This window comes from Pseudofrankia saprophytica (assembly GCF_000235425.2).
GTDB classification, from domain to species: domain Bacteria; phylum Actinomycetota; class Actinomycetes; order Frankiales; family Frankiaceae; genus Pseudofrankia; species Pseudofrankia saprophytica.
In genome coordinates this window covers 7,425,324-7,448,785 of sequence record NZ_KI912266.1, presented here as the reverse complement: position 1 = coordinate 7,448,785, position 23,462 = coordinate 7,425,324, and the positions used below count along the sequence as shown (strand labels likewise).

Sequence of the window (23,462 nt, the reverse complement as noted above, 5' to 3'; positions counted from 1 at the left end):
AGCATATACTTTGTGACTGAAGATCGCGGCGGGCCGCCGGGCTGACCGGCGGGTCCAGCTGGCCTGTCCGGCACCAGCCTGTCCGACATCAGGAGGAGCGAGCCCAGTGGATGAGGCGGTCATTGTCTCGACGGCGCGGACGGCGATCGGGACGGCGTTCAAGGGCACGCTCACCGAGATGAGCGCGTTCGAGCTCGGCACCAAGGCGGTGGCCGAGGCGCTCGGGCGGTCGGGGATCGACCCGTCGCTCGTCGACGACGTGGTACTCGGCGAGTCGCTGTACGGCGGGGGAGACCTCGCCCGGTACGCGGCGGTCAACGCCGGCATCGCGCAGGTGCCGGGCGTCGCCCACAACCGGCACTGCGCGTCCGGGCTCGCCGCCGTGCAGAGCGCGGCGGCGTCGATCCGGTCGGGGATGGACCGTGTGGTCATCGCCGGCGGGGTGCAGTCGGCCTCGACGAAGCCGGGCTCCCGCTGGCGGATCCCGGGCACCGACGACTGGGACGAGGACTGGCTCGCGTACAGCCACCCCGAGACCCCGGACGCGCCGTGCCGGGACATGTCGATCACAGTGGGCTGGAACGCCGCGGTGCAGGCGAAGCTCACCCGGCAGGAGATGGACGCCTGGGCGCTGCGGTCGCACCAGCGCGCGGTCGCCGCCATCGACGCCGGCAGCTTCGCCGAGGAGATCTTCCCGATCGACGTGCCGCGGCGCGACGGCACCACCGTGACGTTCGCCGTGGACGAGCACCCGCGGCGGAACACCTCACTGGAGCGGCTCGCGGCGCTGAAGCCGATCCATCCGGAGATCGACGGCTTCAGCATCACGGCCGGCAACGCGTCCGGCGTCAACGACGGCGCCGCCGCGATGGTGCTCGCCGAGCGCCGGTTCGCCGAGCAGCACGGCCTCGAGCCGCTGGCTGTCATCCGCGCGTGGGCGTCCGTGGGCGTGCCGCCGGCCGACACGGGCCTCGCGCCGACGCTCGCCATCCCGAAGGCGCTGAAGCGGGCCGGGCTCACGATCGACGACATCGCGCTGTGGGAGATCAACGAGGCGTTCGCCTCGGTCGCCGTGGCCACCACCCGCATCCTCGGGCTCGACGACACCCTGGTGAACGTCGCCGGCAGTGGCTGCAGCCTCGGCCACCCGGTCGCCATGAGCGGCTCCCGGATGATCATCACGATGGTGCACGAGCTGCGCCGGCGCGGCGGCGGCACCGGCGTGGCCGCCATGTGCGCCGGCGGGGGCATGGCCACCGCCGTCGTCTTCGACGTCCCCGCTCCCGTCACCGTCACCGTCACCGCCTGAGGTCGTATCCGCCGTGCCTTGAGGGATCCGGCGGACGGTGGGCGCGCTCACCTGACAACTGCTGGAGTGAACGCACGCTTATCAGGGACAATGGAGTATGACTGGCGCGCTCAGGGGTTTCCGGGTCGTCGAGCTGGCCGGCATCGGGCCCGGGCCGTTCGCGGCCATGATGCTGTCCGACATGGGCGCCGAGGTGCTCCGCGTCGACCGGGCCGACGCCGTCGGTACCGAGGCGCCGCTGTGGGACGTGAACGCCCGCGGCCGCCGCTCGGTGGGCATCGACCTGAAACACCCCGACGGGCGGGAGGCCGTGCTCCGCCTGGTCGAGCGGGCCGACGTGCTCATCGAGGGGTTCCGACCGGGGGTCACCGAGCGGCTCGGGCTCGGGCCGGACGACTGCCTGGCCCGGCAGCCGCGGCTCGTCTACGGGCGGATGACCGGCTGGGGGCAGGAGGGGCCGTACGCGCAGGCGCCTGGCCGTGACATCAACTATGTCGCCCTCGCCGGCACCCTGGGCATGATCGGTCCCGCTGGCGCGCCGCCGGTGCCGCCGCTCAACGTCGTGGGCGACTTCGGCGGGGGCGGCCTGCTGCTCGCCTTCGGCATCGTGTGTGCCCTGCTCGAAGCGGGCGGCTCCGGCCGGGGCCAGGTGGTCGACGCCGCGATGGTCGACGGCGCGGCCCTCCTGGCCGGGATGATCCATGGGCTGCGGGCGGCCGGCGACTGGGGCGAGCGGGGCACCAACCTCCTCGACGGCGGTGCCTGGTTCTACGACGCCTACGAGACGGCCGACGGCCGGTACGTCTCGGTCGGCGCGATCGACCCGCGAGCCCGCCGGCAGCTCGCCGAGCTGACCGGGGTCGATCCCGGTCCAAAGGACGACCGCTCGTCGTGGCCGGCCACGAAGGCCCGGCTGGCGGCGGTGATCCGGACCAGGACCCGGGACGAGTGGTGCGCCGTGCTCGAGGGCACCGACGCCTGCTTCGCCCCGGTCCTCGATCCGGACGAGGCCCCGGCCCACCCGCACAACCGCCACCGCGCGACCTTCACCGAGGTCGGCGGGGTGGTCCAGCCGGCTCCGGCTCCCCGTTTCAGCCGGACCCCGCCGGCGGTCGCCGGCCCGCCCCCCGCCCCCGGGCAGCACACCGAGGAAGCCTTGGCCGACTGGGGGTTCTCGGTCGAGGAAGTGGCTCGTCTGCGGACGGCTGTCGCCGTCCGGTAACCCGCTGCGAGGGCTAGCGCCTGATCGGCCTACCGTATAAAGTGAGCGCTCATGCACATAGGACTTGGCCTTCAGTTCGCGGCTCTTGATCGCGACGTGGCTGACGCGGACGTGTACCGGACGGAGCTGGGCCTCGCGTCCCGCGCCGAAGAGGTCGGTTTCGACTCGGTCTGGCTGTCCGAGCACCATTTCTCCGACTACCAGCTCACCTCGCAGCAGTCGATGGTGCTGGCCTGGTTGGCCGGTCAGACCAGCCGAGTGAAGCTCGGCACGATGGTCACCGTCCTGCCGTGGAACGACCCGGTGCGGGTGGCGGAGAAGTTCTCGGTGCTCGACCACCTTTCCGGCGGACGGGCCATCCTCGGCCTCGGGCGCGGCCTCGGGCAGAAGGAGTTCGTCGGCTTCCGGGTCCCGATGGGCGAGTCCCGCCGTCGGTTCAAGGAGTACAGCGCCGCGCTCCTCACCGCCCTGGAGACCGGCGTGATGGAGTACGACGGCGAGCTCTACCAGCAGCCGCGGGTCGAGATCCGGCCACGGCCCCTGGCCAGCTTCAAGGGCCGCACGTTCGCCTCGGCGGTGTCGCCGGAGTCGATGGAGATCATGGCCGGGATGGGCGTCGGGCTGATGGTCATCGCCCAGAAGCCCTGGCCCACCGCCATCGAAGAGCTCAAGAAGTACCGCGAGCGCTACTTCGAGCTGAACGGCCATGAGGCTCCGAAGCCGGTCCTCGTGATCGTGGCCGGCGTGAGCGACAAGCAGGCCCAGGTCGACAAGATCCGCGACGTGTACCTCCAGCGCTGGGCCCGCTCGACGGTCGAGCACTACGAGTTCGACAACGTCGGCTTCGCCCAGATCGAGGGCTACGAGTACTACGCCGGCCTGGCCGCCAACATCCAGAAGCACGGGCTGGAGAGGTTCAACGGCTTCCTCGCCGACCTCCAGGTCTGGGGCAAGCCGGCGGAGGTCACGGACAAGCTGCTCGAGTACGCGACCATGACCGACGCCGGCGGCGTCGTCGTGCCGATGTGCTTCGGCGGCATGCCGGCCCAGGAGGCTCAGGACAGCTTCGAGCTGTTCGCCTCCGAGGTGCTTCCCGAGCTGCGGCGCCACGACGTCGGCGGTGACATCGGCGTGACCTACGACGCCGCGCCGACGGCCGTCTCCTGAGAGCGCGCCGTCATGGGTCTGTGTGACGGACGGGTGTGCCTCGTCACCGGTGCCGGCCGGGGGATCGGCCGGGCCTACGTCGAGGCACTCACCGCCGAGGGTGCGCTGGTGGTGGTCAACGACGTCGCCGCCGACGCGGTCGCCGACGTCGTCGCCGCGGTGCGGGCAGCGGGTGGCGCGGCCGTCGGGCACGTCGGTGACGTGTCCACGGCGGCCGGCGCCGACGCCCTGATCGCGACCGCCACCGACACCTGGGGCGGCCTCGACGCCGTCGTGAACAACGCCGGCATCGCCCGCGACAAGATGCTGGTGAACATGTCCGAGGACGACTGGGACGACGTGCTGCGCGTGCACCTCAAGAGCACGTTCCTCGTCACCCAGCGGGCCGCCCGCCACTGGCGGGAGCGGTCGAAGGCGGGCGACGCCGTCGACGCCCGCGTCATCAACACGGTCTCGTCGGTGGGCCTGTACGGCCACGTCGGCCAGGCCAACTACGCCGCCGCCAAGGGCGCGATCGCCTCGTTCACCCTCGTCGCGGCCATGGAGCTCGCCCGCTACGGGGCGACCGTCAACGCCGTGTGCCCCACGGCGCTGACGCCGATGACGGAGGCGGTGGGCCTGGGCGAGAGCGAAGCCGCCCGCGAGGGCCGGTTCGACCCGCGGTGGGTGGCCGCGGCGCTGGTGTGGCTCGCGTCGCCGCTCGCGGCCGACGTCACCGGCCGGGTGATCGTGGCCTCGGGCGTGCGCCTCGCGATCGCCGAGGGCTGGCACCGCGGGCCCACGGGCACCCCGGTCGACGATCCCGCCGCCGTCGACGCCGTCATCCGCCCGCTCCTCGCCGCCGCCGCCCCGAACGCCGACGTCCAAGGAGACATCCCACGATGGTCGAGCGCACTCTCCTGACGCACGACGCCGAGGCCGACGACGTCGATCCGGCCACCTTCCGCAGGGTGCTCGGCCACTTCTGCACCGGAGTAACGATCATCACGAGCCTGGACGACGACGGGACTCCGGCCGGGCTCGCCTGCCAGTCCTTCACCTCGCTGTCCCTGGACCCGCCCCTGGTGCTGATCTGCCCGGGCCGTAGCTCGACGAGCTGGCCGCGCATCGAGCGGACCGGACGGTTCACCGTCAACGTCTTGGCCGAGGACCAGCAGGACGTGTCGGTGGCCTTCGGCTCCCGGACCGCGGCCAAGTTCGACGCGGTCCCCTGGCACACCACCGATCGCGGCGCGGTCGTGCTGGACGACGTCCTCGCGTGGGTCCACTGCGACATCGACGCCACGTACGACGGTGGCGACCACCAGATCGTCGTCGGCGCGGTCCGCCAGATGCACATCCTGCGAGACCACGGACCGCTGCTGTTCTTCCGCGGCGACTACGGCCTGCCGACCCTGCCCACCCAGAAGGCCAGCTCGAACGGGGCGGCGACCCGGGCCGACTAGGGTGGACCGATGGTGGCGTTGACCAGGCCGGAGGCGCAGCGGCGAGCGGAATCGGTCGACGTCGACCGCTACACGATCGAGCTGGATCTCACCGAGCCGGGTGACTTCTTCGTCTCCAGCACGACGATCGCCTTCACCGCCCGCGAGCCGGAGACGTTCGTCGAGCTGATCTGCGAGGAGCTGCTCGAGGTCGTTCTCGATGGCGTGCCCCAGCCGGTCGAGGCGTTCGACCGGACCTCCCCGATCGGCGGGGCCGATCGGGCAGGGATCCCGGGCCGGCTGCCGGTACGCGGCCTGGGCGGGCGGCATGAGCTGCTCGTCAGGGCGCGCTCGCGCTACTCGCACGACGGCGAGGGCCTGCACCGGTTCGTCGACCCGGCCGACGGCGGGACCTATCTGTGCGCGACGTCGTCGGTCGACAACGCCAAGCGGTGGTTCGCCTGCTTCGACCAGCCGGACCTGAAGGCCCGCGTCAGCGTGCGGGTCCAGTGCCCGCCCGACTGGACGGTCGTCGGCAACGGCGCGGCGACCCGGACCGGTCCGGGCACCTGGGAGCTGGCCGAGACCAGGCCCATCTCGACCTACCTCGTCACCCTGGTGGCCGGCCCGTGGCATTCGGTGCTCGGGGAACACGACGGCATCCCGCTCGGCCTGCACGTCCGGCGCTCCCTGGCGGCCGAGCTCGACCGGGACGCGGCCGAGCTTCTGCGGCTGACCGCCGACTCCCTCAACGCCTTCCACGAGCTGTTCGAGGTGCGCTATCCGTTCGGCGAGTACCACCAGGCCTTCGTCCCGGAGTTCAACTGGGGCGCGATGGAGAACCCCGGCTGCGTCACCTTCCGCGACCAGCTGATCTTCCGGTCGCGGCCGAGCGAGGCGGAGCTGCTCGGCCGGGCGAACACGGTCGTCCACGAGATGGCGCACATGTGGTTCGGCGACCTGGTGACCATGCGCTGGTGGGACGACCTGTGGCTCAACGAGTCCTTCGCCGAGTACCTGGCCCGCCGCGTCACCCCGCTGGTGTCGGGCCTGCCGGCGGGCCCGGACTTCGCGGCGGCGCGCAAGAGCTGGGGCTACGCCGCCGACCGCCGCGCCACCACCCACCCTGTCGCCGGCAACGGCGCCGCGGACGCCCGCTCCGCCCTGGACGACTTCGACGGCATCTCCTACGCCAAGGGCGCCAGCGTGCTGCGGCAGCTCGCCGCCTACCTGGGCGAGGACATGTTCCTGGGCGGGCTGCGCGAGCACGTCCGCTCGCACGCCTATGGCAACGCCACGTTCGCCGACCTGCTCGCGTCCTGGTCCGCCCAGGCGGGCCCGGGCACGCCCACCGGCGCCGACCTCGCGCGGTGGGCCCACGAGTGGCTGCGCCTGGCCGGCGTGGACATCGTCGCCGTCGAGACCGGGCCGTCCGGGGACGTCCTGCGCCGCCAGCCGCCGGTGTTCGGCCCGGCGGCCGACCGGCCGCACGCCATGACCGTCGCCGTGCTTCCCGGTGACGGCGCCCGGGCCGAGGTCGTCCTCGGTGGCGAGCCGGTGCCGGTCCCGGCGGCCGGTCCCGGCGAGCTCGTGCTTCCGAGCGCCGGCGACGAGACCTGGGCCACGATCCGACTGGCCGCGGACCACTGGGAACGCCTGCCCGCGGTCCTGGCCGTGACCGGTGACGCCACGGCCCGCGTGGTGGCATGGAACGCGCTGCGTACCGGCCTGGCCGACGGGCTGGTGTCGCCCGAGCTCGCGGTGCGGACGGTCGCGGCCGGCCTGCCGACCGAGCTCGACGTCGTCACCGCGCGGCTGCTGCCGTGGATCACCGCCGCGGTGTCCCTGTACCTCGCGCCGGGCCCGGAGCGCACGGCGGCGTTCACCGTCCTCACCGACGCGACCCGGGCGTTGCTCGCGGACGCGAAGCCCGGCGGCAGCGGCCAGCTGACCGCGGCCCGCGGCTGGGTCGGTCTCACCGACGACCTCGACGCGCTGCGCGCCTGGCGCCCGGGTGACGAGCCGTTCGCGGGCCTGACCGTCGACGTCGAACTGAGCTGGCTGGTTCTGGAACGACGAGCCGCGCTTGGCGACCTCACCGTCGACCAGATCGAGGCGGCCTACGCCGCGGACCGGACGGCGTCCGGCCTGGTGCACGCGACCCACTGCCGGGCGCTGCGCCCCGACCCGGCCGCGAAGGCCGCGGCGTGGGCTGAGCTCCTCGACCCTGCCAGCACGCTGTCCCACTACCAGCTGTCCGCGCTGGCCGGCGGGATCTGGGTGGCCGGCCAGGAGGACCTGGCGGCGCCCTACGCCCGGCGCTGGTTCGCCGACCTGCCGGCGACCGCGGCGTTCCGGGGCACGATGTCGCTGGCGAGGCTCGCCGACCTGTGCTTCCCGCGGCTCGCGGTCACCGCGGAGACCCTTGGCTGGGCCGAGGCGTTCGCGGGGCTCACCGACGTCCCGTCCGGCCTGCGCCGGACCGCCTCCGACGGCGCCGACGACCTGCGCCGCGCCCTCGCCGTCCGCGCCGCCGCCAGCGCGACCTGATATCGCCCGTCAGGGCTGACGCGAGTGGTCGGCTCAGGCGCGCAGGAGGCGGCCGGGGGTGGTGCCGGGGATCTCCTCGCCGGCGGCACGGGTGGCGACGCCGTTGACCCAGAGGTGCTCGACGCCGGTGCTGCGGACCAGCAGGCGGTCGGCGCCGCCTGGCTGGTCGTGGGTCCGCTCGACGGGCGTCGTGCCGACGGTGTCCGGGTCGAAGGCGACGAGGTCGGCGTAGAAACCGGGCTGGACGAGGCCGCGGTCGGCGACGCGGAACACCTGGTGTGGATGCCCGGTGAGCCGCCAGACGGCGTCCTCCAGGCTCAGGGCTTTGCGCTCGCGTACCCAGTGGCCGAGCAGGTGGGTCGAGTAGCAGGCGTCGCAGAGCTGGCTGGCGTGCGCGCCGGCGTCCGAGAGGCCCAGCAGGGTCCGCCTGTCGGCCAGCAGGTCCGCCAGCTCGGCGTCGCCGTCGTTCTCCAGGACGACCCGGAAGCGGGTCGTGCCGGTGTCGGCCAGCGCCAGGTCGAGCATCAGGTCGAACGGCGTGGTGCCGTGCTCGGCGGCCAGCCGGTCCAGCGGGATGCCGACGAGGTCGCGGTGGGTCTCCGTCTCCTCGACGTCGATCTTGTGCCAGCGGTGGCCCCAGGCCGCCAGCGTCGCCGGCCGGGCGCGCTCCCGCCAGGAGGCGTCCCGGTACAGGTCCGCCCGCCGCTCCCGCGGCAGCGCGAGCACCTCTTTCCACTCGTCCACGGCGGCGAGGGGGGTCGGGTCGTCCATGGTGGTCTGCATGACGATCGGCCGGCAGGCGATCTGCGGGTAGACCTCGCCCGGTAGGGCGGCCCCGCGCTCGACGGTGCGCAGCGCGGCGCCCGGCTTCTCCGGCCGGGTGACCAGCGCCGTCCACGTGACCGGGATGCCGTAGCGGGTGGCGATCTCGGAGAACTGGTCGACGAACAGGCCGGGGCCGATCGAGACGGCGAGCACGCCCTTGCCGGCCTCACCGAGGACCTCGGCGAGCTGGTACACCTCGTCGACCTCGGCGAACCGGCTCGGCACGGGCCGACCGTAGGCGCCGGAGTGCGCGGGCTGGCGGGAGGTGGAGAACCCGATCGCGCCGGCGTCGAGCGCCTCCCGCACGAGCCGGCGCATCGTCGCCAGCTCGTCGTCCGTGGCCGGGCGCTCCTCGCCGCCAGTGACGAACAGGCGCAGGGGGGAGTGGCCGATGAAGACGCCGACGTTGAGGCGCTTGGCGCGGGCGTCGAGCGCGGCGAGGTACTCCGGGAACGTCTCGAAGCACCAGTCGATGCCGGCTTTCAGCGCCTCCATCGACATGCCTTCGACGTTCTCCAGGAGCCGGACGATCAGGTCGCGGTGCTCCGGGCGGGTCGGGGCGACGCCGAAGCCGCAGTTGCCCATGACGACGCTGGTGACGCCGTGCCAGCTCGACGGGGTGAGGTCGCCGTCCCAGAGGATCTGGGCGTCGTAGTGGGTGTGGACGTCGATGAAGCCGGGCGCCAGCACCAGCCCGCCCAGGTCGACGACCTCGGTGCCGGCCTCGGGGGCGAGGCCGCCCGGCTCGGTGACGGCGGAGATCCGGTCACCGGTGACGGCGACGTCCGCCGGGCGGGCCGGTGCCCCGCTTCCGTCGATCAGCGTGGCGTTGCGCAGCAACAGGTCCATCGAGGCTCCATCGGTCATCCGGCGAACCGAGCACCCCAAAATTAGCAAACACTCGCTCACTTATCGACCGGTGTGCGCTCGTCGTCAGCGGCCTGGCGGCCCGGCGGCCTGGCGCCCCGGCGGCCTGGCGGCCTGGCGGCACAGGTCAGCCGCGCTGGTGTACGGCGGGCGACAGTTTTCGACTTCTTTACCACGCCTCGCCGTACGGTGCGGACCGCTGACCAGGGCCGCGGATAGGAGATGTGACATGACGCAGGAACCCACGCCACCGTCCGCCGAGTCACCATTGCTGACCCGTCGAGGGGTCTCCTCGCTGGCGCTGGCCGCGGGCGTCTCCGGTCTCGTCCTGGCCGCCTGCGGCGGTGGCGACTCGGCCACGACCGCGACGGGGACCGCCTCGGCGTCGACGACGGGCGGCACCCCCTCGAACACGCCGTCCCCCACCGCGACCACTCCGTCCGCCTCGCCGTCCGAGAGCCCGTCGGCGGCCCCGGCCGGCCAGCCCCAGGGCGGCGCCGCGCAGCCACCGCCGCCGCAGCAGCCGCAGCAACAACCACCGGCGCAGCAGCCCCCCGCGCAGCAGCCGCCGGCGACGACGGCGGCGGCGCCGAAGCCGGCCGGCACGCGGCTGGCCAGCGTCGGCGACGTCCCTTCCGGGGGTGGTGTCGTGCTCGGCGGCCAGAACATCGTGCTGACCAACACCGGCGGCACGATCCACGGCTTCTCCGCGACGTGCACCCACCAGGGCTGCACGGTCGGCGGCGTCTCCGGCGGCACGATCAACTGCCCCTGCCACGGCAGCCGCTTCGACGCCTCGTCCGGCGCGGTCGTGGCCGGCCCCGCCGCGCGCTCCCTACCGGCTGTCCGTGTCGTCGTCCAGGACGGCGCCGTCTACAAGCCCTGACCGCCCCCGCCGCCCCCGCCGCTCCCGCCGCCCCGCCCCGCCGCGGCGCGGCGCGGATGGTGATCGCCGATCGTGTCCTGCCGTGGTTGCCTGCGGGGCCAGATCGCGACCATGGGAGGGCACAGACACCGATCTAGACCAGGCGACGGGCATCGGCCACGGTGCGGACGGCCGGTACGCCGGTGGTCGCCAGCCAGCCGCCGGCGGCCAGCATGCAGACCGCCGCGGCCACCAGCACCGGCCTGGTGCCTAGCGTCGCGGCCAGGAGACCGCCGAGCAGGCTGCCGACGGGGAGCGTGCCCATGACGATCGTGCGGGCGCAGGCGTTGACCCGGCCGAGCAGCTCGCGGGGCACGATGGCCTGCCGCAGGCTGATGTGGTTGACGTTGTAGAGCGGTACGACCATGGCGCCGACGGCCATCCCCGTTCCCGCGGTGACGAGGATGAGCCAGTGCGGCCCGGCGGCCAGGGAGAACAGCAGCGCGCCCGCGCCCTCCGCGACCAGCCCGAGCACCAGGGCCCAGCCGAGGCCCGTCCACCGCGTCAGCCGGCCGACGAGCAGGGACGTGGCGATGCCGGCGAGGCCCTGGACGGCGAACAGCAGGCCGATGAAGGCGGCGGACAGCCGCAGCTCGCGGGCCAGGAAGATGACCTGCAGCGCGGCGCCGACGCCGGAGAACAGGTTCAGCGTTCCGCCGGCGATCGCCCCCCGCCGCAGCATCGGATGCCGCAGGAGGAACCGCGCGCCCTCGGCGATCCCGAGCGAGCCGGCCGCGGTGCCGGTGCCGGTGCCGGTGCCGGTGGCTGGCGGGCGCCTGGCGGTCCGCACACCGAGGAGGATCAGCGCGGCGGCCGCGAACGAGACCGCGTCGACGCTCATCGCCGTGGGCGCGGTGAGCGCGACGACGAGGAAGCCGGCCATCGCCGGTCCGGCGGTCTCGGCGAGCCCGCGCAGGAACGTGAGGCGGGCGTTCGCCGTCGTCAGCTGGTCGACGTCGACGGTCTCCGGCAGGGTGCTCTGGCTCGCGAGGGCGGCGAAGACGGCCAGCGAGCTCACCAGCAGCGCGATGACCACCAGTGGCCAGATGGTCAGCACGTGCAGGGCGGCGGCCAGCGGCACGACGCCGATGAGCGCCGCCTGGCCCCAGCTCGACCAGCGCAGCACCGTGGCGCTCGACCGGCGGTCCAGCAGGGCCCCGGCGACCAGCGCGAGCACGATGACCGGGGCGAACCCGGCGGCCCGGAGCAGGCCGACGGCGCCCGGGCTGGCGTTCAGGTAGGTCACGGCGGTGAGCGGCAACGCGACCAGGGTGACCTGCGAGCCGACCGCGGACACCCCGTCCGCCGCCCACAGCGCCCAGAACTGCCTGGACAGCCCACGATTCCGCTTCTCCGGCTTTGTCTCGTCGATCAGCGCGACATTTTGCTGTAACAGACTCATCGGCGCTCCAACAACGATGCTCCAACACTGTCGAACGCTGTCGGTCAAAGCCGGCCGCCGTCGCTGGCAATTCTCGCCCGCCTATCACTCCTGGCGCGGTGGCCACGGACCGACGCTGAACGGCTTTTACCTGCGGACTCGCCGGAACGTGGCCGTTCCGCCGACGCGGGGCGCTCGCGGCCGGGCATGGCGGTTGATGAAGGCAAGTTGATGAAGGCAATAGGCCGTCGGGCCTCGGCGTGGTCCGGACTGTCGCGATCGCCTCGCCAGTGTGACTGTTGAACCCCCGTATTGGAAGAGTTCTCCGGAGTGTTGCGTGCCTGGCCACTGTGTGCCATGCTGCGGTCGGCCAAACCTGGACGACAAGCAGCTACGTAAGAATGTATCTGCCCGCGGGCTCTGCCCGCGGCCGGCCGCTGTCTGTATCTCGTGCCCCGGGGTTCGGTGTTCCCATCCGACGAGCAGCTGGCATTCGCGAACCCCGCCGCCTGACCCGGGGTTACTTCACCGACGCTTGCGAAAAGCGATCGGATCTCGTTCCTTCGACCGTGGGGCCGAAGGTCTCCGTTGGCCGCGAAGCCAATGATCTCCATTGGTCGCGAGGCCGAAGATCTCCGTGACGGGCCGCGGCGCGTGTGCCCGATCAGTCTTTGTCGACCGCAGGAGGCGGCAGTGGAAAACATCGATCCTTCGTGCTCGCGCGTGACGTCCGGAACGGGCGTCGCCGAGCGTCCCGAGACGGCCTCGGCACCGCGCAGCCGGGTGTTCCCGCACGTCAAGATACGTACGATGCCGAATCCGGTCCTGGTGGCCTCCGCGCTCGTCGAGCGCGCGGAGGAGCCAGTACCCGGACCGCGAAGCAGGGTGTTCCCGCAGAGCAAGGTGGTGGCCATGCCCGACCTCGACGACCTGGCCGCCGACCTGGTCGGTGCGCGAGAGTAAGCCTGGCACGACCCCTGGCTCCGGCGCGGCGCCCGCGCCCGTGGGCGCCGCGCCGGAGCCGATGCCGGTGACCCGAGATCCGAAGCCCGGTCCCAGCCTGGGCCGCGGCTTCGGGCCCGGGCCGGGGCCACGGGTACGGCACGGCACGGCACAGGCATCTTCGGCGGGTATATCCGTGAACGGCGGGAACCTCAGGCACATGCGAGGCCCCGTGTGTTTCGCCGCTGGATCCGACGGCGAGGAAGGTGCATTGTGTGTGCCGTCGCCGAAGATGGCAAGAAAGATTAACCGGCTCGTTACAGACGGCTCGACCCGGCGAGGGTGACGTGCTTCCGACCTATCCTTTCGCGCTGCCGACTCCGACCGACCCGCCAACGCGGCTGACAAGCCTGGACGGACCCGTCTGCCCGGTAACCACGCCGTGGGGCGGTGACGCCTACCTCGTGACCGGCTACGCCGAGGCGAGAAAGGTCCTGTCCGACCCGGCGTTCAGCCTCGGGCAGGTGCATTCGGCCATGGCGCCGGCGGTCGAGGGCGGTCAATGTCCCAGCAGCCAGAATGTGCCCAACATCGATCCGCCCGGGCACACAATGCTGCGCGGCCTGGTCTCCTCTGTCTTCAGCCCACGGCGGATGGAGCACTGGCGGGTCACGGTCGCCGCCCGGGTCGACGGCCTGCTCGACGAGCTGCGACAGCCCGCCGAACTGGTCAGCTGCGTGGGTGAACCGCTTCCGCTTGCGGTGATCTGCGAGACGATGGGCCTGCCGCCACAGGTCCACGCCGATTTCCGCGGCTGGGCAGAGGCGATCGTGATGGACGACGACACCCGCGACGAGCGCTGGCTGAATGCCTGGACAGGCCTGGTCACCTGCCTTCGGCAACTGATCGCCGAGCGGCGCCGGGACCCGCGGGACGACATCCTCAGCGAGCTCGTCGCGCTTTTCGACCAGCAGGAGGACCTGTCGGAGCTGGGCCTGCTGACGCTGTGCGTACAGCTGCTGGTCGACGGCTACAAGGTGACCTCGAACCAGCTGTGCGTCCTGCTCGTCTCCCTCCTCCAGGACGTGGAGACCTACCAGGCCCTCGTCAGCGGTCCCGATCTCGTCCCCGCCGCCGTCGAGGAGCTCCTACGGCTGCACCCGCACGCCGAGCCGCTCCTGCGGGCCACGACCAGGCAGGTCGATCTCGGCGGCTCCCTGCTTCCGGCGGGCACCCTGGTCCTGGTCGACAAGTTCGCCGTGAACCGGGACGGTCGGCGGTTCGCCGACGCCGACCGACTGCGGATCGACCGCGCCGGCAACAACCACCTCGTCTTCGGCCATGGTCCGCACCGATGCCTCGGCGCCGCGCTCGCCCGCATCGAGCTCCAGACCGTGGTCACCGGCCTGGTCCGGCGGTTTCCGCACCTTCGCCTGGCGCCCGAGGCCGACGCCGTCCGGTGGAGCGGCCGACTGATCGGCGGAATCCAGGAGATCAACGCGACCTGGTGATCGCCCGACTCGCGCCGCCCTGAGGCTGAGGCTGCCGTAAGACTCGCGCGATTGGTAGATCACTGCCACCGTGTCGCCGCGGTCGCGAATCCGGCCAGATCGCAACCGCGACAACACGTCCGCGGCGATCATGAGTTCTTTTGGGTGGGGCGGAGGTCCGCTGCCGTGATCGGCTAGAGCTGGCGGACGATCTTGGCGGCCAGCAGGGCGTCGACGTCCTCGGCGCGGAAGCCGAGGTCGGACAGGACAGCGACGCTGTGCTCGCCGATGCCGGGCAGCGCCAGGGTGGGACCGTCCGACGGCGGCTGGCCGAGGCGGAGGAGCGGGCCGATCTGTTCGAAGTGACCCCACTCCGCGACCTCGTAGGCGGCGACGCGGCCAAGCTGCCGGTTGAGCGGGTCGTCGAGGATGCCGCGGCGGAACTCGTCACGGCTGCGCGGCCGGACCACCTCGGCCAGCAGCCCCTCGGCGCGCAGCCGGGCCACCCAGTCAGCGGCTGGGTCACTCGCGAACGCCTTCTCCAGCAGCCTCTCGACCTCGCGGGCCACCGCGTCGTGGGCGCCGCCGCGCAGCGGGGCGTACGTCGCGAGCCGCCCCCCGGTCGGCGGAGGCTGGCCCCCGCCCAGCAGCGCGCGCAGGCGGGTCCAGGCCTGCTCGTCCGGCAGCACCAGCGCGAACCATTCCCCGTCGCCGGCCTGGTAGAGGCGGTAGCCGGGGCCGTAGCCCGTCTGCGCCTGGTCCAGGGCGGGCCCGGCGACGAGCGCGTCGTCGCGCAGGAAGGAGCCGCTCTGCAGCAGCATCCCGGCGCCGAGCAGGCTGGTCGCGACCTGCTGCCCCTCCTCGGCGACGGCCTGGGCGTACAGGCCGGCGAGGATCCCGCCCGCCGCCACCCAGCCACCGGTCACGTCGATGGGAATCCAGGTCGCGGCGATCGGCTCGTTGCCCTCGCCGCCGATGGCCTGCTCCAGGCCGGTGACGGCCTGCATCAGCGCGTCGTTGCCCGGCTGCCTCGCTCGCGGCCCCCTGGGCCCGAAGGCGCTGGCATGGCAGTAGACCGCGCGCGGGTTGAGCCGGGCGACGTCGGCGGCGCCGATGCCGAGCCGCTCGGCGACGCCGACCCGGAAGTTGTGCAGCACGACGTCGGCCCACCGGATCAACCGCTCTACGACGGGGCGGGCGTCGGGGGCGGTGATGTCGATCGCGATGCTGCGCTTGCCGCGTTGGCAGGCGGCGACCGCGTAGGCGGCGGCCCGCATCGCCTCGCCGTCGGGCGGCTCGACCTTGATGACCTCGGCACCAAGGTCGGCGAGCACCTGGGCGGCGAGCGGTCCGGCGACGAACGCGGAGAAGTCGACCACCCGCACCCCGCGCAGCGGCGCCGCGTTTCCGGCGGCACCCGCGGCCGCGGCACCCGTACGGGTGGTAGCGCCTTCGGTCGTCGCCTCGTTCGTGGCCTGGACGTTCGTGGGCTGGACGTTCGCCGCCTGGGCCTCGGGCCGCTCCTGCGCCCGCGTCTCGGTCGGCGTCTCGGCCGGGGGCTCGGAACCGGGCAGCGGGCCGACCGCGATCGGGGAGCCCAGCATGACCTCGCGGTGGCCGTGCTGGTCGCGCGTGACGGCCAGGCCGATCTCGGCCAGGTGCGGGTCCCGTAACGCCTCGCCGGGGCCGAGGACCGGTTCGCAGGCGACGCCGGCGTCGCGCAGCCGCTCGATCCAGACGTCTCGGGGCCGCAGGGCGAACGGGGCGCGCCAGCGCTTCGCGCGTTCCTGCAGCTTCCCGGTGGACTGGTCGGTGTAGTAGCCCTCGACGCTCGGCTCGTCGCCGAGGACCTCGATGAGCTTGGCGTACATGCCCTTGCCCCCGAACCAGACCTGGATCAGCTCGCCGTCCGCGCAGCGGTAGAGGAAGTTCGGGAAGGTCGAGCCCAGCTCCCAGTAGCCCTCGATCTCGGGCCGTGCCCGCTCGGAGCGCCCGATCATGCAGCCGAGCGTCGCGAGCAGGCCGTCGTAGAGCGACGTCTCCGCCCAGCCGCCGACGCCCGTCACGGCCCGGCGGCGTAGCAGCGCGAGGACCGAGGCGGTCAGCAGGCCGGCGGTTCCGATGCCCGGCGCTCGGACGTCGACGAAGATCGGCCCTGGCCGGTGGCCGGCGAGCTGGGCGCAAAGGCCGGAGCGGGCCTCGACGAGCAGGCCGTAGTCCTCGATGGTTCCCGTCGAGGTCCTGCTGGGGCGGCAGCGGGCGTAGACCAGACCGGGGTTGGTGGAGCGCAGGTCCAGGTGGCCGAGCCCGCGGCCCTCCACCAGCGTCTCGGGCCCGTAGACGAGCGCGGCGTCGGCCTCGGCGAGCAGCGCTCGTACCGGCTCGGCGTCATCGGTCTGGACGACCCGCTTGTCACGGTGCCAGGCCTCGCCCCAGGGCACCCCCGCGTCGATCGCCGGGCGCGTCCGGCCGACGACCCGGACGACCTGCGCGCCGAGGTCCGCGAGCAGCATGCCCGGCACGCCGCCGGCGAGGCCGAGGCCGAGCTCGCTGGTCCCGACCGCGACCTCGACGACCCGCAGCCCGGCCAACGGCCGGGTACCGGGCAACGGCCGGGTATCGGCCGATGGCCGGGTACCGGCCGCCGTCACGGCGCCACCGCCCCGGAAGGCGCGGTGGCCGGACTGGCCGAGCCGGCCGGACTGGCCGAGCCGGCCGGCGCCGTGGCGGGCAGGGTCAGGCGGGGGAGGACCTCCTCGGCGGCGAGCCGGACGACCTCGAGGGTGTTCTCGTGCGCCGCCGGCGAGATGATGAAGTGGCGCACGCCGACGTCGACATACTGCTGCAACCGGGCGGCGACCTCCTCCGGTGTGCCGGCGGGGGCGATCCGGTCGAGCATCGCCGACGGCTTGTCGCCATAGGCCCCGCCGAGGAACGAGGCGACGTCGGCGCGGGCCCGGTCGCCGTCGTGGCGGACCGAGCAGTAGACGTACATCATCCACTCGAAGCCACCGAGGTCGCGGCCGATGTCCGCCGCCTCGGCCTGGATCGTCTCCACCGACCGGGCGTACGCGCTCGGTGACATGAGGTACGGCATCCAGCCGTCGCCGAGCCGGGCCGCGCGGCGCATCGCCGGGGCCTTGCGGCCCGAGACCAGGAAAGGCGGGCCGCCAAGCTGGCCGGAGGTCGCCATCCGGTCCCCGGGCGGTGGGGCGACCGGGCGCAGCGTCACATTGTCGACGTCGAAGAACTTCCCGTGGTGGCTGACCTCGCCGCCACGCCAGAGGGAGCGCAGCAGCGTCATCGCCTCGTCGGTGCGCGGGCCCCGCTCGGCGACCGGCACCCCGACCGACGAGAACTCGAGCGGGAACTCTCCGCCGACGCCCACGCCGACCGACACCCGCCCGCCCGAGCGGGCGTCCAGATCGACGAGCTGCTTGGCCAGCACCACCGGCTGGTAGAGCGGCAGCACCAGGATCGCGGTGCCCACCCGGACCCGCTCGGTCCAGGCCGTCATCAGCGCCAGCCGGGTGATGGCCTCGCCGGTCCCGGTGGGCGGGAGGATGTGGCCGCCCTGCCAGACGGACTCGATCGGCAGGCGCTCCACGGCCTCGAGCCAGCCTCGCTCGGGCTCTGGTAGGGCGGCTGCGCCGAAGACGATGCGGTCAGGCAACCGGGGCTCCTTCGCGACATGCCGGCGCGGCGGCTCGCGGGCCGCCGGCCCAGCGGTGCTCTGTATGAAGCGGCTCTGTGTGAAGCGGCTCTGTGGTGAAGCGCCGCCGGGTGGGCACGCCCGGGCGAGACCGTGCCCCGGTGCGCCGGTCGGGCGGGAATCCCGCGCGTGTACCGACGGCGTGGCGCTAGATTGCGAAGTGAGCGTACACTCCGCAAGTCGTCCTCGCCACCGCTCCGACAGGCGGGACGACCAGGGCGGATCAGCACCGACCCGAGGGGATTCGTGAGCGCGACCGTAGGCATACCGCCCGCCGTCACCGAGGAGACCGCCGCCTTCTGGGCCGCGGCGGCCGAGGGCCGCCTGCTCGTGGAGCGCTGCGCCGACTGCGCGGCCGAGTCGTTCCCGCCGTATGGGATATGCCGCGCCTGCCGGAGTCGCGCCGTCGGGTTCGTCGAGATCACCGGGCGCGGCCGCGTCTACAGCTTCACCGTCAACTACCAGCGTTGGATGCCCGGGCTGGAGGTGCCGTACGCGTTGGTGCTGGTCGAGTTCGCCGGCCACCCGGGCGTGCGGGTCTTCGGCCGGCTGCGTGGCTGTCCGCCGGAGGAGGCCGCGGTGGGGATGGCCGTCGAGGTCGGCTTCGAGCCGGGGCCCGGAGGCTACGCCGTTCCCAGCTTCGTCGCGGTCACCGGCGCCGAGGGCGCCGAGGGCGCCGAGGGTGGGGAGTGAGCGGGATGGGCGGCGAGCTGTTCGAGCGGCGGGCGGTCATCTCCGGCGTCGGCCAGTCGGCGATCGGGCGCCAGATCGACCGCTCCGGGTTCCAGCTGACGATCGACGCGATCCTCGCGGCGGTCGCGGACGCGGGGCTGACCCTCGACGACGTCGACGGGCTCGCGATGTTCCCCGGCGGGGGCAAGGCCAACGTCCCGGGCTACGCCAACGGCGATCTCTACGAGATCCAGGACGCGCTGCGGGTCACCACGTCCTGGCGGCAGGGCATCGTCGAGGGGATGTGCCTGCCGTTCTACGGTCCGGCCATGGCGGTCGCCACCGGCCAGGCCCGCCACGTCGTCATCTGGCGCACGGTCAAGGAGGGCAGCGCGGCGCGGAACGCCGGCGGCCGCCCGGCGTACGGCTCGACGAACCCGACGGCCGCGGGGCCGCTGGCCTGGCTGCTGCCGGTCGGCGCGCTCTCGCCCGTCTGCCAGATCGCCCCGTACGCCACCCGGTACATGCACGAGTACGGCGTCACCCGCGAGCAGCTGGCCTGGATCCCGGTGACCCAGCGCGCGCACGCCGCGCTCAATCCGGACGCGGTCTACCGCTCGCCGCTCACCGTCGACGACTACCTGGCGGCCCGGATGATCTCGACGCCGATCTGCCTGTACGACTGCGACGTCCCCGCCGACGGCGCCACCGCGATCGTGGTGTCCGCCGCCGAGACGGCCGGCGACCTGCGGGCGCCGGTCGCCATCGAGGCGATGGCCGGCGTGGTCGACGGGCGGCCGAGCTGGGAGCAGTGGGAGGACATGGGCCGGGTCGGCTACGCCACCGCGGCGGCGATGTGGGCGCGCACCGACCTGCGGCCGGCCGACGTCGACGTGGCCGAGATCTACGACGGCTTCGCCATCGAGGCCGTCTGGTGGCTGGAGGCGATGGGCTTCTGCGGGCCGGGGGAGGCCGGTGCGTTCGTCGAGGGCGGCAAGCGGATCGGCATCGAGGGGGAGCTGCCGCTGAACACCTGGGGTGGCCAGCTCTCCGGCGGCCGGCTGCACGCCGCGTTCGGTCACACCGCCGAGGCGGTCCGCCAGCTGCGCGGCGAGTGCGGCGAGCGGCAGGTCGCGGGCGCGCGGGTCGCCGCGGTCACCAGCGTCGGCGGCTACGAGGCCGGCGCGGCGCTGCTCACCCGGATGCCGTAGGGCGGACGGCGCACGCGGGCCGGTGACCCAGCCGGCGGGCGGTGATCAGGTATCGCCAGTTTCGAGATATCGAGAGAGGGGTGCGACAGATGGCCGGTCGGGTCGAGGGCAAGGTCGCGATCGTGACGGGGGCCGGCTCGACGCCCGGCCCGGGCGTCGGCACGGGCAAGGCCAGCGCGGTGGTGCTCGCGCGCGAGGGGGCGAGCGTGCTGCTCGTCGACCTGTTCGCCGACCGGGCCGAGGAGACGAAGAAGCTGATCGAGTCCGAGGGCGGCAAGGCGGAGGTCTTCGCCGGCGACTGCACCAAGGCCGCCACCTGCGAGGCGATGGCGAAGGCCGCCGTCGACGCGTTCGGGACCATCGACATCCTCGTCAACAACATCGGCATGGCCTCGGTCGGCACGGTCATCGACATCACCGAGGAGGCCTGGGACAAGGCGCTGGACATCAACCTGCGCACGATGTTCCTGGCCTGCAAGTACACGCTCCCGGTGATGGCGGCGCAGGGCTCGGGCTCGGTCGTCAACATCGCGTCGATCTCCGGGCTGCGCGGCGACGGCACGATCGCCTACTCGGCCGCCAAGGGTGCCATGCTCGCCATGACCGTCGAGATGGCGTACGCGCACGGCCGGCAGGGCATCCGGGTCAACGCCATCGCCCCCGGCCACATCGTCACGCCGATGGTGCTGTCGATCCCCGGCCAGTCCTCCACCTACGTCGACACGCTGCGCAAGGAGGCCGGACTGCTCGGTACCGAGGGCACCGGCTGGGACGTCGCCGCGGCGGTCGGCTTCCTCGCCAGCGACGACGCCCGCTGGGTCACCGGCGTCACCCTGCCCGTCGACTCCGGCGTCCTGACCGTCACTCCGCTGGCCATGGCCAGGCACCTGCGCGCCATCCCCGACTAGGTTCCAGCAGGGTGCTTGCGGCCGGGGCGGGACACGGCGGCCCCCGACGAGCCGCGTCAGTGGGCCGTCGGGAGCCTTTCCGGTCCGGTCAGCCCTCGATCGGGGACTGGCCGATGGGCTTGTAGGTGGTGGGTTGGCCCTTGTCGTCCAGGACGGTGATCAGCCCGCCGCGCACGCACACGGCCGGTGTCGACGGGTTGGCCTTGCCGTTGCAGCGGAACTTCACCCCGTCGGCGCCCGGCAGGGGCTTCTCGGGCATCTTCCGCAGCGCCGCGATGATGCCCGCCGGGGTCAGGTCGGTGGGCGCGATCCCCTCGAGGGCCTCGCGGAAGCCGGCCATCGACGTGAACATGCCGATCGCGACGCCGTTGGTGATGTCGATGTCGTGGCCGTAGGTCGCCGCGACGGCGGTGAACAACTGGTAGCTCCTGTCGTTCTTGTCGGCCGGCGCCTGGGCCGAGATGGTCATGCCCTTCAGGAAGCTGCCCGGCACCGCCTTGCTGGTGTTCTCGCCCAGGCACTGGGGGATGCTGGCGGTCGTGCCGGCGTAGCCGACCTGGCTGAGCGCCCTGAACGCGGCGGTGCAGAACGGCTCGCCGCCGATGACGAAGACGACGCCGGTCCCGTCGGTCGCGATCCGCTGCGCCTGCGGCGTCATGTCGGCCTGGTCCGGCGGGACGGGCACCAGCTCGAAGTCGATGCCGGCCGCCGCGTACAGGGACCTGGCCTGGTTCTGGTAGATGCTCACCGCCGCCGGGATGTCGATCACGATGGCGCTGATCTTCTTGGCCTTCTTCTCCTTGGCCAGGTCGAGCGGCAGCCGCACGACGCTGAAGACCGGGTCACTGAAGATGAAGGTGCTGTCGGGGTCGGCGAGCATGTCGTCGAGACTCGCGGCGTAGTAGGTCGTCGGGATGTGGGCGTCGTGCAGCGGCTTCCAGGAGGGCTGCGGGAACGCCGGGCCGCCGAGGACGACGGCGGCCACATTCTGCTCGACCATCCTGTTGCCGCAGTCGGTGGCCTTGGCCGGGTCGCCGAGGGTCTCGCACGTGACCAGCTGGATCGGCCGGCCGCCGAGGCCGCCGCGGCGCTCGTTGACCCACTTCACGACCGCGTCGGCTACCCGGCCCTCGACGGTGGCGTCGCTGGCGGCGTACTTGCCGTCCGAGATCATGCCGATCTTGATCGGCTGGCCCTTCGCGGGGTTCGCTGCCCCGAGAACGTCGGTGGCGGTCGACGCCGTGGCCTGGGGGGTGGCGGTGTCGGTCCTGTCGCCGCCGCCGCAGCCGGCGGCCAGGAAGGTGACCGCGGCCAGGGGCAGGGCTAAGAGCGCCGCCACCGGACGGTGTCGGAGTCGTCTACGGGGCATGCCGATACGGGAGGTGCCGAGGCGCTGCATGGTCGTCCTATCTCGCGGGTTGTCTCGGTGCGCGAAGCGGGTGCGCGGCTTCGGTCTGAGGGGGCGCCGGGAAAAGCGCCGGAGGCCGACAGGGGAAGTGGCGAAGCCGCGGGCGCGCCCGGAGGCCCGATCCGGGACTCAGGCCGGGCTTGGGGCCCGCAGGCCCAGCAGGCCGCCCAGCGTGCCGCCGAGGATCGCCCGGCGCTCCTCGGGCTCGACGTCCTTGAACAGGTGGTCGATGACCTGGCGGCTGCGCCCGAAGGTCCCTTCGGCGTGCGGATAGTCCATGCCCCACAGCAGCGTCGAGACGCCGGTGACGTGCCGGCAGGCGATCGCCATCGGGTCCTCCTGGAAGGAGACGTGGATCTGGCGCTGGACGTACTCGCTCGGCATGAGGGGGTACGGCCAGCGCTCGTTGAGCCGGAAGAGCTGGGCCATGCCCGGCTGGTCGTCGGCGGCGCGGGCGTCGTCCCAGGTGCCGGCCCAGAAGTCGCGGTTCTGCCCGAGCCCGAGCGTCCAGGCCTTGTCCATCGCGGCCATCGTCGAGACGAGCCAGTTGGCGTTGAACTCCACCAGCAGGAAATGCAGGTCCGGGAACCGTTCGAGCACCCCGGCGCCGACCAGCGACACGACGATCCGCTGCGCGGCCATGGGACCGAACACGGCCGCGCCCATCAACCGTTCGACGATCACCTCGTCGTCCAGCACCTCGTGGTTCTGGGCCTGGGCGGTGGCGATCATCGCCTGGAGGGTCGGCGCCGCGTCCTTGCGGACCTTCACGCCACCGGTCGCCACGTGGAAGGCGATGATCATCCCGTGGGCCTGCGCCGCCGCCCACACCCGATCGCACTGCCGTGAGGAGTACGGGACCGGCGACGTCGCCGGAAGGATGAGCGCCCGCGCTCCCAGGGCGGCCACCCGCTCGATCTCGGCGACGGCGTCGTCGACATCGCTCATCGGGATGGGCATGGTGGCGATCACCCGGTCGCGGTACGGCGTGAAGATCTCCGTCGCGTAGTCGTTGTAGACCCGGGCGTGCGCCATCGACAGCTCATGATGGTCGTGAGTGAACAACCCGAAGAGTGCGTGGTTGGGATGCATCAGCGTCGCCCGGACGCCCTCGTGGTCGAGGTCCTCGATGATCCGGGCGGGGTCGCCGCATTGCGGCGTTCCGTCATGGTGACGGTAACGGGCGTATGCCCAGCCTTCGAAGCCCGGCGTGTGCAGCTTCCGGAAATGGTGGTTTCCGTCGTCCCCGAGCGGTTCTATCTCGAAGTCCTCCTCCCAGACCGCGAGTTCCCGCAGGTGTTTCGGAAGACGGCTGGTGAACAGGTCCGTGGGCTCGACGAAATGCCCGTCCGCCGAGATGATGGCGTGCTCGACCATGAGCGGTCCCTTCTTGTTTGGCCCCAGGTCTGTGTGATTCCAACCCTGTTGGACCCAACCTTTGTTGATTCG

18 protein-coding genes are annotated in these 23,462 nt (G+C 72.7%); 12 read left to right on the top strand and 6 right to left on the bottom strand.

Going from position 1 to position 23,462, the window contains the following annotated elements:
• The first annotated feature begins 106 nt into the window (after window positions 1-106).
• The 6 genes from FRCN3DRAFT_RS0231385 (at window position 107) to pepN (ending at window position 7,672) form a co-directional block, all read left to right on the top strand.
• Window positions 107-1,309 (top strand): thiolase family protein, encoded by a 1,203-nt coding sequence (locus FRCN3DRAFT_RS0231385; RefSeq protein ID WP_007508194.1) that lies wholly within the window; start codon window positions 107-109, stop codon window positions 1,307-1,309.
• 97 nt (window positions 1,310-1,406) lie between these two features.
• Complete coding sequence (locus FRCN3DRAFT_RS0231380; protein ID WP_007508192.1) at window positions 1,407-2,531, top strand: CaiB/BaiF CoA transferase family protein; 1,125 nt, start codon at window positions 1,407-1,409, stop codon at window positions 2,529-2,531.
• A gap of 51 nt (window positions 2,532-2,582) precedes the next feature.
• Entirely contained in the window at window positions 2,583-3,698 is a 1,116-nt protein-coding gene (locus FRCN3DRAFT_RS0231375) for an LLM class flavin-dependent oxidoreductase (protein WP_007508191.1), read from the top strand.
• Between the two features lie 12 nt (window positions 3,699-3,710).
• Complete coding sequence (locus FRCN3DRAFT_RS0231370) at window positions 3,711-4,601, top strand: SDR family NAD(P)-dependent oxidoreductase (RefSeq protein ID WP_007508189.1); 891 nt, start codon at window positions 3,711-3,713, stop codon at window positions 4,599-4,601.
• Window positions 4,580-5,143: a 3-hydroxy-9,10-secoandrosta-1,3,5(10)-triene-9,17-dione monooxygenase reductase subunit gene (gene hsaB, locus FRCN3DRAFT_RS0231365; RefSeq protein ID WP_007508187.1), complete on the top strand. Its 564-nt coding sequence runs from the start codon at window positions 4,580-4,582 to the stop codon at window positions 5,141-5,143. The genes FRCN3DRAFT_RS0231370 and hsaB overlap by 22 nt, the downstream gene beginning before the upstream one ends.
• A gap of 9 nt (window positions 5,144-5,152) precedes the next feature.
• Entirely contained in the window at window positions 5,153-7,672 is a 2,520-nt protein-coding gene (gene pepN, locus FRCN3DRAFT_RS0231360) for an aminopeptidase N (RefSeq protein WP_007508184.1), read from the top strand.
• Window positions 7,673-7,705: 33 nt separating this feature from the next.
• On the opposite strand, the gene FRCN3DRAFT_RS0231355 is transcribed toward pepN, so the two are convergent.
• On the bottom strand, window positions 7,706-9,346 hold the full coding sequence (locus tag FRCN3DRAFT_RS0231355) for an amidohydrolase family protein (protein WP_007508182.1): 1,641 nt from the start codon (window positions 9,344-9,346) through the stop codon (window positions 7,706-7,708).
• A 247-nt stretch (window positions 9,347-9,593) separates the two neighbouring features.
• Between FRCN3DRAFT_RS0231355 and FRCN3DRAFT_RS50010 the strand changes: the two genes are divergently transcribed.
• A complete protein-coding gene (locus FRCN3DRAFT_RS50010) occupies window positions 9,594-10,250 on the top strand; it encodes a Rieske (2Fe-2S) protein (protein ID WP_007508180.1) in 657 nt (218 codons plus the stop codon).
• Between the two features lie 133 nt (window positions 10,251-10,383).
• On the opposite strand, the gene FRCN3DRAFT_RS0231340 is transcribed toward FRCN3DRAFT_RS50010, so the two are convergent.
• On the bottom strand, window positions 10,384-11,691 hold the full coding sequence (locus FRCN3DRAFT_RS0231340; protein WP_007508177.1) for an MFS transporter: 1,308 nt from the start codon (window positions 11,689-11,691) through the stop codon (window positions 10,384-10,386).
• A gap of 789 nt (window positions 11,692-12,480) precedes the next feature.
• On the opposite strand from FRCN3DRAFT_RS0231340, the gene FRCN3DRAFT_RS54440 reads away from it, so the two are divergent.
• Complete coding sequence (locus tag FRCN3DRAFT_RS54440; RefSeq protein WP_157845280.1) at window positions 12,481-12,633, top strand: hypothetical protein; 153 nt, start codon at window positions 12,481-12,483, stop codon at window positions 12,631-12,633.
• A gap of 326 nt (window positions 12,634-12,959) precedes the next feature.
• Window positions 12,960-14,123 (top strand): cytochrome P450, encoded by a 1,164-nt coding sequence (locus tag FRCN3DRAFT_RS47130; RefSeq protein ID WP_007508173.1) that lies wholly within the window; start codon window positions 12,960-12,962, stop codon window positions 14,121-14,123.
• 173 nt (window positions 14,124-14,296) lie between these two features.
• Here FRCN3DRAFT_RS47130 and FRCN3DRAFT_RS0231325 read toward each other — a convergent pair whose 3' ends face one another.
• Window positions 14,297-16,753 carry a CoA transferase gene (locus FRCN3DRAFT_RS0231325; protein ID WP_007508171.1) on the bottom strand — a complete coding sequence of 819 codons (2,457 nt, stop codon included), beginning with the start codon at window positions 16,751-16,753 and terminating at the stop codon, window positions 14,297-14,299.
• Complete coding sequence (locus tag FRCN3DRAFT_RS0231320) at window positions 16,750-17,775, bottom strand: LLM class flavin-dependent oxidoreductase (protein WP_007508169.1); 1,026 nt, start codon at window positions 17,773-17,775, stop codon at window positions 16,750-16,752. The genes FRCN3DRAFT_RS0231325 and FRCN3DRAFT_RS0231320 overlap by 4 nt, the downstream gene beginning before the upstream one ends.
• 285 nt (window positions 17,776-18,060) lie before the next feature.
• Between FRCN3DRAFT_RS0231320 and FRCN3DRAFT_RS0231315 the strand changes: the two genes are divergently transcribed.
• The 3 genes from FRCN3DRAFT_RS0231315 (at window position 18,061) to FRCN3DRAFT_RS0231305 (ending at window position 20,605) form a co-directional block, all read left to right on the top strand.
• A complete protein-coding gene (locus tag FRCN3DRAFT_RS0231315; protein ID WP_007508167.1) occupies window positions 18,061-18,507 on the top strand; it encodes a Zn-ribbon domain-containing OB-fold protein in 447 nt (148 codons plus the stop codon).
• A gap of 5 nt (window positions 18,508-18,512) precedes the next feature.
• Entirely contained in the window at window positions 18,513-19,697 is a 1,185-nt protein-coding gene (locus FRCN3DRAFT_RS0231310; RefSeq protein WP_007508166.1) for a thiolase family protein, read from the top strand.
• 89 nt (window positions 19,698-19,786) lie between these two features.
• The gene (locus FRCN3DRAFT_RS0231305) at window positions 19,787-20,605 is read left to right on the top strand and encodes an SDR family NAD(P)-dependent oxidoreductase (protein WP_007508164.1); all 819 of its coding nucleotides are present in this window, start codon (window positions 19,787-19,789) and stop codon (window positions 20,603-20,605) included.
• An 88-nt stretch (window positions 20,606-20,693) separates the two neighbouring features.
• Here the strand turns inward: FRCN3DRAFT_RS0231305 and FRCN3DRAFT_RS0231300 are convergent, their stop codons facing one another.
• Both FRCN3DRAFT_RS0231300 and FRCN3DRAFT_RS0231295 read right to left on the bottom strand, forming a co-directional pair.
• Complete coding sequence (locus FRCN3DRAFT_RS0231300; protein WP_232794205.1) at window positions 20,694-21,944, bottom strand: ABC transporter substrate-binding protein; 1,251 nt, start codon at window positions 21,942-21,944, stop codon at window positions 20,694-20,696.
• Window positions 21,945-22,142: 198 nt separating this feature from the next.
• Complete coding sequence (locus tag FRCN3DRAFT_RS0231295; protein ID WP_007508161.1) at window positions 22,143-23,390, bottom strand: amidohydrolase family protein; 1,248 nt, start codon at window positions 23,388-23,390, stop codon at window positions 22,143-22,145.
• Window positions 23,391-23,462 lie beyond the last annotated feature (72 nt).

Bases quoted from the DNA above. Each gene is read 5' to 3' on its own strand.
- FRCN3DRAFT_RS0231380 (WP_007508192.1), top strand. From the start codon at position 1,407: ATGACTGGCGCGCTCAGGGGTTTCCGGGTCGTCGAGCTGGCCGGCATC.
- FRCN3DRAFT_RS0231375 (WP_007508191.1), top strand. From the start codon at position 2,583: ATGCACATAGGACTTGGCCTTCAGTTCGCGGCTCTTGATCGCGACGTG.
- FRCN3DRAFT_RS0231370 (WP_007508189.1), top strand. From the start codon at position 3,711: ATGGGTCTGTGTGACGGACGGGTGTGCCTCGTCACCGGTGCCGGCCGG.
- hsaB (WP_007508187.1), top strand. From the start codon at position 4,580: ATGGTCGAGCGCACTCTCCTGACGCACGACGCCGAGGCCGACGACGTC.
- pepN (WP_007508184.1), top strand. From the start codon at position 5,153: ATGGTGGCGTTGACCAGGCCGGAGGCGCAGCGGCGAGCGGAATCGGTC.
- FRCN3DRAFT_RS0231355 (WP_007508182.1), bottom strand. From the start codon at position 9,346: ATGGACCTGTTGCTGCGCAACGCCACGCTGATCGACGGAAGCGGGGCA.
- FRCN3DRAFT_RS50010 (WP_007508180.1), top strand. From the start codon at position 9,594: ATGACGCAGGAACCCACGCCACCGTCCGCCGAGTCACCATTGCTGACC.
- FRCN3DRAFT_RS0231340 (WP_007508177.1), bottom strand. From the start codon at position 11,691: ATGAGTCTGTTACAGCAAAATGTCGCGCTGATCGACGAGACAAAGCCG.
- FRCN3DRAFT_RS54440 (WP_157845280.1), top strand. From the start codon at position 12,481: ATGCCGAATCCGGTCCTGGTGGCCTCCGCGCTCGTCGAGCGCGCGGAG.
- FRCN3DRAFT_RS0231310 (WP_007508166.1), top strand. From the start codon at position 18,513: ATGGGCGGCGAGCTGTTCGAGCGGCGGGCGGTCATCTCCGGCGTCGGC.
- FRCN3DRAFT_RS0231305 (WP_007508164.1), top strand. From the start codon at position 19,787: ATGGCCGGTCGGGTCGAGGGCAAGGTCGCGATCGTGACGGGGGCCGGC.
- FRCN3DRAFT_RS0231295 (WP_007508161.1), bottom strand. From the start codon at position 23,390: ATGGTCGAGCACGCCATCATCTCGGCGGACGGGCATTTCGTCGAGCCC.